Source organism: Enterobacter cloacae complex sp. P14RS, from assembly GCF_014895895.1.
Lineage (GTDB): Bacteria > Pseudomonadota > Gammaproteobacteria > Enterobacterales > Enterobacteriaceae > Enterobacter > Enterobacter bugandensis.
Genome location: NZ_JADBQM010000021.1, coordinates 93,028 through 105,538, shown reverse-complemented (window position 1 = coordinate 105,538; position 12,511 = coordinate 93,028). Strand labels below are relative to the sequence as shown.

Sequence of the window (12,511 nt, the reverse complement as noted above, 5' to 3'; positions counted from 1 at the left end):
GAAAGCGTATGACGTTCTGGAGCATCGTGCGCCAGCGCTGCTGGGGGTTACTCCTGGTGGTGGCCGGTGTCTGTATTATTACCTTTATTATTTCACACATGATCCCCGGCGACCCGGCGCGTCTGCTGGCGGGCGATCGCGCCAGCGACGAAATCGTGCAGAACATTCGCCAGCAGCTGGGGCTTGATCGGCCGCTGTATGTGCAGTTTGGCCGCTACGTGGATGCCCTGGCCCACGGTGATTTAGGCACATCCATCCGTACCGGACGCCCGGTTGCGGAAGATCTGAAGGCCTTTTTCCCCGCCACGCTGGAGCTGGCCTTTTGTTCTTTGCTGCTGGCGCTGGTTATCGGCGTGCCGCTGGGGATTTTGTCGGCGGTGTACCGCAACCGCTGGCTGGATCACCTGGTGCGTTTAATGGCGATGACCGGGATTTCCACGCCTGCATTCTGGCTTGGGCTGGGCGTGATTGTCCTGTTCTACGGGCACCTGCAGCTTCTGCCGGGCGGCGGCAGGCTGGACGACTGGCTCGATCCGCCGACGCACGTCACCGGGTTTTATCTGCTGGACGCCCTGCTGGAAGGCAACGGTGAAGTCTTTTTCAACGCGCTGCAGCACCTGATTTTACCCTCGCTGACGCTGGCGTTTGTTCACCTGGGCATCGTGGCGCGCCAGGTGCGCTCGGCGATGCTGGAGCAGCTTAGCGAGGACTACATCCGCACCGCACGCGCCAGCGGGCTGCCCGGCTGGTACATCGTCCTGCGCTACGCCCTGCCGAATGCGATGATCCCGTCCATTACCGTGCTCGGACTGGCGCTGGGCGACCTGCTTTACGGCGCCGTCCTGACCGAAACCGTCTTTGCCTGGCCGGGTATGGGCGCCTGGGTGGTGACGTCCATTCAGGCGCTGGACTTCCCGGCGGTGATGGGCTTTGCCGTCGTCGTTTCGCTGGCCTATGTGCTGGTTAATCTGGTGGTCGATCTGCTTTACCTGTGGATTGACCCGCGAATCGGGCGCGGAGGTGCCGAATGATGTTAACGCAGGAAAGGCCCGTCCCGGTGAAAACCGGCAGACAACGCATCAACTGGGCAAAGCTGTTCTGGATGCTGCGCCAAAGCCCGCTCACGATCGTCGGCGGCGTCATTATGATCGCGATGCTTTTGCTGATGGTGACCTCGCCGTGGATAGTGCCGCATGATCCGAACGCCCTGGATCTCACCGCCCGCCTGCAGGCGCCGTCCGCGCAGCACTGGTTTGGCACCGATGAGGTGGGACGCGACCTGTTCAGCCGCGTGCTGACGGGCAGCCAGCAGTCGATTACCGCCGGGCTGGCGGTGGTGGTGATTGCGGGCGGCATTGGCTCGCTGCTGGGCTGTTTGTCCGGCGTCCTGGGCGGGCGCGGCGACGCCGTCATCATGCGGGTGATGGACATTATGCTCTCCATTCCTTCTCTGGTGCTGACCATGGCGCTGGCCGCCGCGCTCGGTCCGAGCCTGTTTAACGCCATGCTGGCGATTGCGATTGTCCGCATACCGTTCTACGTGCGGCTGGCGCGCGGGCAAACCCTGGTGGTGCGTCATTTCACCTACGTTCAGGCCGCCCGCACCTTTGGCGCGTCCCGCTGGCATTTGATCCGCTGGCACATCCTGCGCAACGCCCTGCCGCCGCTGATCGTGCAGGCATCGCTGGATATCGGCAGCGCCATTCTGATGGCCGCCACGCTGGGGTTTATTGGCCTGGGCGCGCAGCAGCCCACCGCCGAATGGGGCGCGATGGTGGCCGTGGGCCGTAACTACGTCCTGGACCAGTGGTGGTACTGCGCCTTTCCCGGTGCGGCAATTTTGATTACCGCCGTGGGCTTTAATCTGTTTGGCGACGGTATCCGCGATCTGCTGGATCCGAAGTCAGGAGGCAAACAGTAATGACCGAACCGGTACTCAATATTGAAGACCTGCACCTGAGCTTCCCGGTTTTTCGCGGGGAGGTCCACGCCCTGAACCACGTTTCGCTGGAGATCGGCAGGGGCGAAATTGTCGGCGTGGTGGGCGAATCAGGGTCGGGCAAATCCGTTACCGCCATGCTCGCCATGCGCCTGCTGCCGGAGGGCAGCTACCGTATTCATCACGGTCAGGTGAGATTACTCGGTGAAAACGTCCTGACGGCGTCCGAGAAACAGCTTCGCCAGTGGCGCGGCGCTAAAGTGGCGATGATTTTTCAGGAGCCCATGACCGCCCTCAACCCGACGCGGCGGATTGGCAAACAGATGGTGGAGGTGATCCGCCAGCATCAGCCGCTTTCCCGGCGCGAGGCGCAGCAGAAGGCGATCGCCCTGCTGGAAGAGATGCAAATTCCGGACGCGAAGCAGGTCATGGCGCGTTATCCGTTCGAACTCTCCGGCGGCATGCGCCAGCGGGTGATGATCGCCCTTGCCTTCTCCTGCGAGCCGGAGCTGATCATCGCCGACGAGCCGACCACCGCGCTGGACGTGACCGTCCAGCTCCAGGTGCTGCGCTTGCTGAAGCATAAGGCGAAGGCCAGCGGCACCTCGGTGCTGTTTATCAGCCATGATATGGCCGTCGTGTCCCAGCTCTGCGACAGAATGTACGTAATGTATGCGGGCAGCGTGATAGAAAGCGGTGCCACGCAAACGCTGATCCACCGCCCTGTGCATCCCTATTCTATCGGCCTGCTGCGGTGCGCGCCGGAAAACGGCCAGCCGCGCGATCTGCTGCCCGCCATTCCCGGAACGGTGCCCAACCTCAGCCAGCTTCCGCAGGGGTGCGCGTTCCGCGAGCGCTGCTTTGCCGCGGGGGCAAAATGCAGCGAAACGCCGCGCCTGCAGCCGCATGGCGCAGAGGGCCAACTGGCTGCCTGCTGGTATCCACAACGGGAGAAACACCATGTCTGATGTACTGCTGGAACTGGATAGCGTGCACGTGAACTTTGCGGCGCGCAAAAACTGGCTGGGCCGCGTGACGGAACGGGTCCATGCGCTCAACGGGCTGGATCTCCAGATCCGTCGGGGCGAAACGCTGGGCGTTGTCGGGGAATCCGGCTGCGGGAAAAGCACGCTGGCGCAGCTGCTGATGGGGATGCTTAAACCCAGCACCGGCGCATGCCAGCGTGCCCACCACGCCGGTGGCATGCAGATGGTGTTTCAGGATCCGCTCTCCTCGCTCGACCCTCGATTGCCGGTCTGGCGCATCATTACCGAGCCGGTGTGGGTGCAAAAACGCAGCAGCGAGCGCGAACGCCGCCAGCTGGCGGCGGATCTGGCGCTGCAGGTGGGCATTCGCCCGGAATATCTCGACCGCCTTCCACACGCCTTCTCCGGCGGGCAGCGCCAGCGCATTGCCATCGCCCGGGCGCTTTCGTCCGATCCTGATATCATCGTGCTCGATGAACCCACCAGCGCGCTGGATATCTCCGTGCAGGCGCAAATCCTCAACCTGCTGGTGACGCTACAGCAGCAGCGTAATCTGACTTACGTACTGATCTCGCATAACGTCTCGGTGGTCAGACACATGAGCGACCGCGTGGCGGTGATGTATCTCGGACAGATTGTGGAGCTGGGCAGCACCGCGCAGGTACTTGGCGAGCCGCGCCATCCCTATACCCGCCTGCTGCTCGATTCGGTTCCCCGCACCGGAGAGCCGCTGGATGAAACGCTGGCGTTACGCAAAACGGAGCTTCCCGGCAACCGTCATCTGCCCGAAGGCTGTTTTTTCCGCGACCGCTGCCCGATGGCCGCGCAGGGGTGCGAACGTCCTCAGCCGCTACAGCCCTCTCGCGAGGGCCGTCACGTTCGCTGCTGGCGCAGCCTGGGTTAAATTTGCGCCATCCCGCCGTCCACAAACAGCTCGGTGGCGTTGATAAAGCTGGCCGCGTCGGAGGCCAGAAACGCCACCGCTTTACTCACCTCGCCCGGCGCACCTAAACGTCCGAGCGGCACCTGCGCGGCCAGCGCGTCGTACAGCCCCTGGCGGTGTTCTTCCGGCACCAGATCCCCTAAACCAGGCGTTTTGATCGGACCCGGGCTGACGACATTGACGCGGATCCCACGGCCCTGCAAATCCAGCGCCCAGGAGCGGGCAAAGTTACGCACCGCGGCCTTACTGGCGCTGTAGACGCTGAAGTTAGCCGTCCCCTTAATCGACACCGTCGAGCCGGTCAGAACGATCGACGAGCCGGTTGATAACAGCGGCAGCGCCTTCTGCACCGTGAACAGCACTCCGCGAACGTTGGTGCCAAAAATTCGGTCAAACTGTTCTTCGGTGATCGCGCCCAGCGGCAGCATATCGCCGCCACCCGCATTGGCGAACAGAATATCGAGACGGCCTTCTTCTTTTGCTATCCGGGAATAAACCGCATCCAGATCGGCAAGCTTAGAGACGTCCGCGCGAATGCCCACTGCGTCAGAAGCAATCTCTGCTACCGCGGCGTCAAGTTCGGCCTGACGACGCCCGGTGATGTACACCTTCGCGCCCTGTGCCGCCAGCTCCTGCGCCGTGGCAAGACCAATACCGGTGCTGCCGCCGGTGACCAGTGCAATTTTTCCTGAGAGAGTCGTGTTCATGTCATTTACCTTTTTGTGTTTGCGTTGGACAGACTTTATCCCTTGCGGCATTTATGAAAAATGGGCAAAAATGAAAATGACTATTCACCTATGGAAATAATCAGAGGTCATCATGGATCAGCTAATGGCGATGCGCGCCTTCACGCGGGTGGTGGAATCCGGCAGTTTTACCCGCGCGGCGGACTCGCTGAATATGCCGATCGCCACGCTGAGCAAACTGGTTAAATCCCTTGAGGCGCACCTGGCGATACGTCTCCTTCACCGGACGACTCGTCGGGTGGTCACGACGCCTGAAGGGCTGGAATACTATGAAAAAGCGCGCCGGGTGCTGATTGATATCGAAGATATCGACACCTCGTTTCGCGTTTCCCGCGCGACGCCCAAGGGACATTTGCGGGTTGACGTGGGCGGTTCCACCGCACGGGACGTGCTCATCCCCCTGCTGCCGGATTTTATGCAGCGCTACCCGGATATCCGTATCGATCTTGGCGTGGCCGATCGTCCGGTCGATCTTATCAGCGGTAACGTAGACTGCGTGATCCGCGGCGGCCCGCTGAACGATTCAACGCTTATCGCCCGTCATCTCGGTGACGCTCAGATGGTCACCTGCGCGACGCCGGGTTACCTTAAAAACCACGGCGTTCCGGCCTATCCGCAGGAGCTGCGCAACGGCCACAAGCTTGTTAGTTATCTCTCTCCCGTCACCGGGCGGCCGTTTCCGTTTCGCTTCCGGCAGAACGGCGAGGCTCTGGAAATCACTATTCCGCACTATCTCGGCGTCAATGAAAGTAACGCTCATCTGGCGGCTGCCGCGGCGGGTCTGGGGATCGTTCAAACCTTTGAGTACTCAGCAAAGACCTATTTGCAGACGGGAACGCTGGTGGCGATTCTGGGTGACTGGCAGCCTGCCGCGTACCCGTTTCACGTGGTCTACCCGCAGAACCGGCATTTGACGCACAGACTGAAGGTGTTTATCGCCTGGCTGGCGGAGGTGTTCCCCGCCGGGCTGAAGGGATAGCCGGGCGCAAACCCGGCTGTGATTTAGTTAAGCTTATAGTCCAGGGTAATTTCGGCCTTGAGCAACTGCGACACCGGGCAGCCCGCTTTGGCTTTCTGAATAATGCCGTCAAACTGCTGTGGCGCAATGCCCGGTACGGTGACCTTACTTTGCAGCGCAACCTTAGTGATGGCAAAGCCGCCGTCGGTTTTATCCAGAGAGACGTCCGCGGTCGTATCAATCGAATCAGCGGTATAGCCCGCTTCACCCAGCATCAGCGACAGCGCCATGGAAAAACAAGCCGCATGTGCCGCGCCGATCAGCTCTTCCGGGTTGGTCCCCTTTTCACCCTCAAAGCGGGTGTTAAAGCCGTAAGGCTGTTGATTGAGAACGCCGCTCTCGGTGGAAACCGTTCCTTTCCCGCGCTTAATGTCGCCAGACCAGTGTGCCGAACCGTGCTTATGAATCGTCATTCTTGCTCTCCTTTTGGCTTACAAAGGGTTAAGTATAGACTACGCATCTGACACGCCCTGGAACACAGACGATTCCGTGTCTTTCACCTGCTGTACCGACAACAAGGATAATGATATGACGCTAAAAATCAGGATGGCCGTCGCGGTAGCCACGCTGGCTCTCTCTCTTTCTTCACTGGCCAAAACGCCGGAAAACTTTATCTATACCAGCTCAGGCGACCTCGACGCGGCGCTCCCGCTGGTTGCGCGTGGCGACATCGGCGGCGTGCAGATCGTTTACAACTGGCGCCAGCTTGAACCCGAGAAGGACAGCTATGACTTCTCGCGGATTGAGCAGGATCTGGCGCGTCTTAAGGCCGCCCGGAAAAAACTCTTTATTCAGATCCAGGATCGTTTCTTTGAGCCGGACGCCCGCTACGTCCCGGACTATCTGATGCACGATAAGCAATACAGCGGCGGGATTGCGCCGCAGTTTGATAACCCCGGCGAGGGCAAGCCTGTCGGCGCGGGATGGGTAGCGCGTCAGTGGGACCCCACGGTGCGCCAGCGCTACCAGGCACTGCTGGCAGCGCTCGCAAAACGCTTTGATGGCGAGGTGTATGGCGTAAACCTGCCTGAAACCGCGATTGATATTGACGAGAAAAATCCGACAGCGGGCTTCACCTGCGACAGCTATTTCGCGGGTGAGATGGAAAATCTGGCCTTTGCGCGCAAGGTTTTTCAGAAATCACATGTGGTGCAGTACGTTAACTTCTGGCCGTGCGAGTGGGATAACGACCACAACTATATGGGGCGTCTTTTTGCGTATGCCAGCGCCAACAATATCGGCCTGGGCGGGCCGGACATTGTGCCCAACCGCAAGGCGCACATGAAGAATGCCTATCCCTTCTTCCATAAAAATAAACAGGCGCTGCCGCTCATTGCCATGGCGGTTCAGGAGCCGACTCTGACCTATAAGGATCCTCAGACCGGAAAACCGTTCACCAAAGCCGAGTTTGTCCGCTTCGGCGAAAATTATCTCGGGGCCGATATTATTTTCTGGAGCACGGCCTCTCCCTGGCTAAAGGCAAAATAATCGCCCCTCAGGCAAGGTAGCGGGACAGTTCGTCAAGAAACACGCGCAGCGCGGCAGGCTGGTATTCCCGTGACTGATAAATGCCGTGGATGGCAAGCGGTTTCGGCTCCAGCGACGCCAGTACCGGCACCAGTAATCCCTGCTCAAGCGCGGCGCGCGCTTCGCGCTCCGGCAGCATGGCGATGCCGCAGTGCTCGATCGCCGCGTTCATGAGCAGTGAAGAGATACTGGCGCTCAGGTTGCCGCTGACGGCCACGCTCAGGCTTTCGCCTTCCGGGGTCAGGAAGTGCCAGGACTGCCCGGCGAAAAAGCTGTAGTGCAGGCAGTTATGCTGCGCCAGTTCTTCGGGGCTGACGGGCGTGCCGTGCTGTGCCAGATACGCCGGCGAGGCGCAGAGCACCGATCGACATTCCCCCAGCCGGCGGGCGATCATGCCGGGCTCCGGGTTATCGGTAATGCGCACGGCGACGTCAATGCGCTCTCCCACCAGGCTGACCGGATGGTTGTTCACGTCCAGCTCAATGCGCAGCTGCGGGTAGCGCGAGAGCAGGCCGGGCAGGACCGGCGCAATCAGGTGCATGGCGGTAAAGTGCGCGCAGGCTACCCGCAGCGTGCCGGACGGCAGATCTTTTTCCGACTGACCTTCGATTTCCTGCGAGATCTGCGAGAGAGTCCGCGTTTTTTGCAGCACCTTTTCCCCTGCCGCCGTCAGCGTCAACTTGCGCGTGGAGCGGTTTACCAGCCGCGTCCCCGCCCACTTCTCCATTTGTTCAAGGTAACGGCTCACCATCGGCCGGGAAATGCCCAGCGCGCGGGCCGCCGCGCTCAGGCTTCCCAGCTCGCATATCCGGTTATAGACCTGAGCGGCAATAACGCGATCCATATAAGCTCCATCTGCTCGATTTATGAAACTAAGCATGTCTTGTTTCAGGAATTCTGGCAAATGAGAATATCCGTACAATAGAAACATTACTGAACAACAGAGACAACAGCATGAAACTCACTCATATTGCCCTGCTTTCCACCCTTTTCGCTCCGGCCGTTTTTGCCGCGCCGTTGACGATTGATACCTATAACCCGCAGGAAAAAGGCATTTTCGCGGTCTCCTCCACGCTCGTTTCCGGCCCGAAAGAGGCGGTGCTGTTTGACGCGCAGTTCAGCGTGAAGGATGGCGAAGCGCTGGTAGAGAAAATTCGCCGCAGCGGTAAAACGCTGAATAAGATTGTGATCACCTCCGGCGATCCGGATTTCTATTTTGGCCTGCAGCCGCTGGTGAAGGCCTTCCCGAATGCCAAAGTGGTGGCCACGCAGCAGGTGGTTGACCATATTAAGGCCACCAAAGACGCCAAGCTCGCCTTCTGGGGCCCGCAGATGAAAGACGGCGCGCCAACTGAACTGGTGGTGCCGCAGGTGCTCGCCTCCACCACCTTTATGATTGACGGGGAAAAGGTCGATATCGAGCAGCCGGACAGCTACGCGGCCTACGTGTGGATCCCGTCCGTGAAAACCATCCTCGGCGGCACCGGGGTCTCCTGGGGGATTCACGTCTGGACGGCTGATACCCAGACGCCGGCTCGCCGTCAGCAGTGGCAGCAGACCCTGGACAACATGGCCGCGCACAAGCCGGAACGCGTGATCCCAGGCCACTATCTGGGCACACCACCGTCCGGAACCGGGGCTATTGATTTTACCCGTGGCTATCTGCAGCATTTTGAACAGGCGTTATCGGCACATAAAAACTCTGCGGGCGTCATCGGTGCAGTGAAAAAACAGTATCCGGATCTGGCAGAAGAGAGCTCTCTGGAATTAAGCGCAAAAGTGAATACCGGCGAAATGAAGTGGTAATTTAAAAACGGCTCCTGCTATATTCCCGCGATAGCAGGAGCACCGCCATAATATCCGCACTGCCTCACGCCAATATATCCCTCCGTTTTAAAAGCGCATAAAAGCATGCACTTATGTCATTTTTATTTCTAAGATGAATCTGAGACACAACCGGGGAAATATTTGCCATTCTGTTTATGAATTAAATTTTTTGCGAGCCGTACCATTAAACAGACAACGACACGGAGGCAGCATGTTTACTTATTACCCGGCTAATACCACAGCAGCACAACCTGAACTCGTTAACGCGATTGCGCAGGGTCTTCACGCCGAGCACGGTGCTGTAACTGAAGATGACATTTTAATGGAACTGACCAAGTGGGTGGAATCCACGGATAATGACATCCTCAGTGACATCTACCAGCAGACCATTAACTACGTCGTCAGCGGGCAAAACGCACCTTTGTAAAAACCTGCTAAGCTGGATCTGCAACCTAAGGGGTTACATTTCGTTTGCGAAAGCAAACTGGTCCTTAAAACTATCAACAGGATTGAGGAGTTAACATGAAATCGAACCGTCAGGCACGCCACATTCTGGGACTGAACTACAAGCTTTCAAATCAGCGCAAAGTGGTGATTGAAGGCGACCATGAAACGCAAGTCACTCACGCCACCGGCAGAAAACGCCACGCGGGCAAGTAAGTTCCAGACTGAGATCCAGAACACCATCGGCAAAACCGATGGTGTTTTTGTTTATGTGTTGCGGTAATTAATATTTAGCTCCTTTATAATACCGCCCGACCGCACCCCGTAGCACAGGCCAGAAAGATGACAAACAGCAGTGTCAGGGACGGATCTTCAAAAAAAGAGTGAGTGACATGGACAACAAACTGAAAAAACATCGTTCCTTATATATCCCTTATGCCGGCCCGGTTTTACTCGAATTCCCCCTGCTCAACAAAGGCAGCGCCTTCAGCATGGAAGAGCGCAGCAGCTTTAACCTGCTTGGCCTGCTGCCGGAAGTGGTTGAAACCATTGAAGAGCAGGCAGAGCGCGCGTGGATCCAGTATCAGGGCTTCAAAACCGAGATCGACAAACACATCTACCTGCGCAACATCCAGGACACCAACGAAACCCTCTTCTATCGCCTGGTGCAAAACCATCTCGAAGAGATGATGCCGGTGATCTACACCCCAACGGTGGGTGCGGCGTGCGAACGCTTCTCTGAGATCTACCGTCGCTCACGCGGCGTCTTTATCTCTTATCAGAATCGTCACAACATGGACGACATTCTGCAGAACGTGCCGAACCACAATATTAAAGTGATTGTGGTGACGGACGGGGAACGTATTCTCGGCCTCGGCGACCAGGGCATTGGCGGGATGGGGATACCAATCGGTAAACTCTCTCTCTACACCGCCTGCGGCGGCATCAGCCCGGCGTACACCCTGCCGGTGGTACTGGATGTCGGCACCAACAACCAGCAACTGTTGAACGATCCGCTGTACATGGGCTGGCGTCATCCGCGCATTACCGACGACGAGTACTATCAGTTTGTCGACGATTTCATTCAGGCCGTGAAGCACCGCTGGCCGGACGTTCTGCTGCAGTTTGAAGACTTTGCGCAGAAAAACGCGATGCCGCTGCTGAACCGCTATCGCGATGAGATCTGCTCCTTTAACGACGACATCCAGGGCACCGCAGCGGTGACCGTGGGCACGCTTATCGCCGCCAGCCGCGCGGCCGGCAGCCAACTGAGCTACCAGAAAATCGTCTTCCTGGGCGCAGGCTCTGCGGGCTGCGGCATCGCCGAGCAGATTATTGCCCAGACGCAGCGCGAAGGCTTAAGCGAAGAGCTGGCCCGCTCCCGCGTCTTTATGGTGGACCGTTTCGGCCTGCTGACCGACGGCATGCCGAACCTGCTGCCGTTCCAGACGAAGCTGGTGCAGAAACGCGAAAACCTGAAAAACTGGGATACCGACAACGAAGTCCTTTCCCTGCTGGACGTGGTGCGCAACGTGAAGCCGGATATTCTGATCGGCGTTTCCGGGCAAACCGGTCTCTTCACCGAAGAGATTATTCGCGAGATGCACAAGCACTGCGAGCGCCCTATCGTGATGCCGCTGTCTAACCCGACCTCCCGCGTGGAAGCGACGCCGCAGGACATCATCGCCTGGACCGAAGGTAACGCGCTGGTTGCCACCGGCAGCCCGTTCGATCCGGTGGTATGGAAGGATAAAACCTATCCGATCGCCCAGTGCAACAACTCCTATATCTTCCCGGGCATTGGTCTGGGCGTGATCGCCTCCGGCGCGTCCCGCATTACCGATGAGATGCTGATGTCAGCGAGCGAAACCCTTGCGGGCTATTCGCCGCTGGTCAACAACGGCGAAGGGCTGGTGCTGCCGGAACTGAAGGACATTCACAAGGTGTCGCGCGCTATCGCGTTTGCGGTGGGTAAAATGGCGCAGCAGCAGGGCGTGGCGGTGAAAACCTCTGCCGACGCACTGCAGCAGGCTATTGATGATAACTTCTGGATGCCTGAATACCGCAGCTATCGCCGTACCTCGATTTAATTAGCTCCGACCCTTCCCTCTCCTCAAAAGGGAGAGGGAACGTGAACACCCTCCTCCCTTTATTTTCTTTGCCGCTTCTACGGCATTCCTCTTCCCCTTATTAAAAAAATAAATATTTCAACAACTATTCATACCCCATTGAAATATAAAAATTTCGCATAACACTTTTTGTCTAACAAACGTATTTTTTTAAGAGTTTAGTAACGTTTGGCATTACTAATAATTGCGAGGAAAGTAAGGAGCGGTTATGTACTATAAAAATGAAGTGATAAGTTATTTGCAGGCGAATAACATCCTTGCGTTAAAACTCGAGCATGCATTAACGGGTGTAGGAAAAGCCGTATCAAATCAGATTGAAACGATCGGCGCAGGTGCAACGCGCGCGCTGTATTATACCTCCTGCTTTACTGATGAATATCAAGACGTATGCCAGAAACAAAAGTCCGAAGACATCCGATTTGCTAAAGGTGTTTATCATATTATATGGCATAGAGATGTTGTATGTGAAATGCTCAACATCTACTTTGAAGAAGTATTCCGACACAAAACCTCCGATCAGCTAGAGCACATCAAACAATTGCTGATGGCAGTAAATATTCATATCGCCGCAAGTTCACTTACAAACGCCGGATTTGCTTTAGCAACAGCATCATATGTTGCTGCATGTATGAATCTAAGCCTTGAACTTAGTGCACTGGCTGGGCGAAGAGCGGGACAGATTGTTGGAGGTATTGGCCTGTACGGCATTGTTCAGAAAGCAGCAGATAGTTCGCATCGCCTTCATATTACTTATCCAGCGTACTACTCAGCGCTATACGCTAAAGAGCTGGAAATGTTGTACTTCTTGATAGAGCCATTGTTTAAACGGGCTGAAACTTATAAAGCACAATGGGTATCGGATAGTGAGATTGCAGATATCATAACAAAGATGGTTCAGTAATCATGATGCATCTTATTAAAAGATTTTTCAGGCGGATATTCTTTTCATTGA

The 12,511-nt window shown here is 57.2% G+C and carries 14 protein-coding genes; 11 read left to right on the top strand and 3 right to left on the bottom strand.

Going from position 1 to position 12,511, the window contains the following annotated elements:
• Window positions 1-8: 8 nt before the first annotated feature.
• Genes IM295_RS16605 through IM295_RS16590 form a run of 4 tightly spaced genes read left to right on the top strand, consistent with a single transcriptional unit; the run spans window position 9 to window position 3,829 of the window.
• Window positions 9-1,031: an ABC transporter permease gene (locus IM295_RS16605; protein WP_193066981.1), complete on the top strand. Its 1,023-nt coding sequence runs from the start codon at window positions 9-11 to the stop codon at window positions 1,029-1,031.
• Entirely contained in the window at window positions 1,028-1,921 is an 894-nt protein-coding gene (gene ddpC / locus IM295_RS16600) for a D,D-dipeptide ABC transporter permease (RefSeq protein ID WP_193066980.1), read from the top strand. Before IM295_RS16605 ends, ddpC begins: the two co-directional genes overlap by 4 nt.
• Complete coding sequence (locus tag IM295_RS16595; RefSeq protein WP_063942431.1) at window positions 1,921-2,907, top strand: ABC transporter ATP-binding protein; 987 nt, start codon at window positions 1,921-1,923, stop codon at window positions 2,905-2,907. Before ddpC ends, IM295_RS16595 begins: the two co-directional genes overlap by 1 nt.
• Window positions 2,900-3,829 carry an ABC transporter ATP-binding protein gene (locus tag IM295_RS16590; protein WP_126325961.1) on the top strand — a complete coding sequence of 310 codons (930 nt, stop codon included), beginning with the start codon at window positions 2,900-2,902 and terminating at the stop codon, window positions 3,827-3,829. The genes IM295_RS16595 and IM295_RS16590 overlap by 8 nt, the downstream gene beginning before the upstream one ends.
• Here the strand turns inward: IM295_RS16590 and IM295_RS16585 are convergent.
• Window positions 3,826-4,575, bottom strand: a complete 750-nt coding sequence (locus IM295_RS16585; protein WP_126325960.1) for an SDR family NAD(P)-dependent oxidoreductase — start codon at window positions 4,573-4,575, stop codon at window positions 3,826-3,828. The two genes, IM295_RS16590 and IM295_RS16585, sit on opposite strands and share 4 nt — an antisense overlap.
• A gap of 112 nt (window positions 4,576-4,687) precedes the next feature.
• Here IM295_RS16585 and IM295_RS16580 point away from each other — a divergent pair, with 112 nt between their 5' ends.
• Window positions 4,688-5,593: a LysR family transcriptional regulator gene (locus tag IM295_RS16580; RefSeq protein ID WP_126325959.1), complete on the top strand. Its 906-nt coding sequence runs from the start codon at window positions 4,688-4,690 to the stop codon at window positions 5,591-5,593.
• Between the two features lie 23 nt (window positions 5,594-5,616).
• Here IM295_RS16580 and IM295_RS16575 read toward each other — a convergent pair whose 3' ends face one another.
• The gene (locus IM295_RS16575) at window positions 5,617-6,045 is read right to left on the bottom strand and encodes an OsmC family protein (protein ID WP_028013230.1); all 429 of its coding nucleotides are present in this window, start codon (window positions 6,043-6,045) and stop codon (window positions 5,617-5,619) included.
• A 115-nt stretch (window positions 6,046-6,160) separates the two neighbouring features.
• Between IM295_RS16575 and IM295_RS16570 the strand changes: the two genes are divergently transcribed.
• On the top strand, window positions 6,161-7,120 hold the full coding sequence (locus IM295_RS16570; protein WP_193066979.1) for a hypothetical protein: 960 nt from the start codon (window positions 6,161-6,163) through the stop codon (window positions 7,118-7,120).
• Window positions 7,121-7,127: 7 nt separating this feature from the next.
• Here the strand turns inward: IM295_RS16570 and IM295_RS16565 are convergent, their stop codons facing one another.
• A complete protein-coding gene (locus IM295_RS16565) occupies window positions 7,128-8,003 on the bottom strand; it encodes a LysR family transcriptional regulator (protein ID WP_049138011.1) in 876 nt (291 codons plus the stop codon).
• A gap of 110 nt (window positions 8,004-8,113) precedes the next feature.
• Here IM295_RS16565 and IM295_RS16560 point away from each other — a divergent pair, with 110 nt between their 5' ends.
• The 5 genes from IM295_RS16560 to IM295_RS16540 all read left to right on the top strand — a co-directional run bounded on the left by IM295_RS16560 (window position 8,114) and on the right by IM295_RS16540 (window position 12,460).
• Window positions 8,114-8,965, top strand: coding sequence for a Vmh family MBL fold metallo-hydrolase (locus IM295_RS16560; protein WP_192971107.1), 852 nt, complete (start codon window positions 8,114-8,116; stop codon window positions 8,963-8,965).
• A 232-nt stretch (window positions 8,966-9,197) separates the two neighbouring features.
• Window positions 9,198-9,413: a biofilm-dependent modulation protein gene (gene bdm, locus IM295_RS16555; RefSeq protein WP_023335793.1), complete on the top strand. Its 216-nt coding sequence runs from the start codon at window positions 9,198-9,200 to the stop codon at window positions 9,411-9,413.
• 95 nt (window positions 9,414-9,508) lie between these two features.
• Window positions 9,509-9,646: a stationary-phase-induced ribosome-associated protein gene (sra, locus tag IM295_RS16550; protein WP_008501714.1), complete on the top strand. Its 138-nt coding sequence runs from the start codon at window positions 9,509-9,511 to the stop codon at window positions 9,644-9,646.
• Between the two features lie 176 nt (window positions 9,647-9,822).
• Window positions 9,823-11,520, top strand: a complete 1,698-nt coding sequence (locus IM295_RS16545) for an NAD-dependent malic enzyme (protein WP_028013235.1) — start codon at window positions 9,823-9,825, stop codon at window positions 11,518-11,520.
• Window positions 11,521-11,767: 247 nt separating this feature from the next.
• A complete protein-coding gene (locus tag IM295_RS16540; RefSeq protein ID WP_028013236.1) occupies window positions 11,768-12,460 on the top strand; it encodes a hypothetical protein in 693 nt (230 codons plus the stop codon).
• Window positions 12,461-12,511 lie beyond the last annotated feature (51 nt).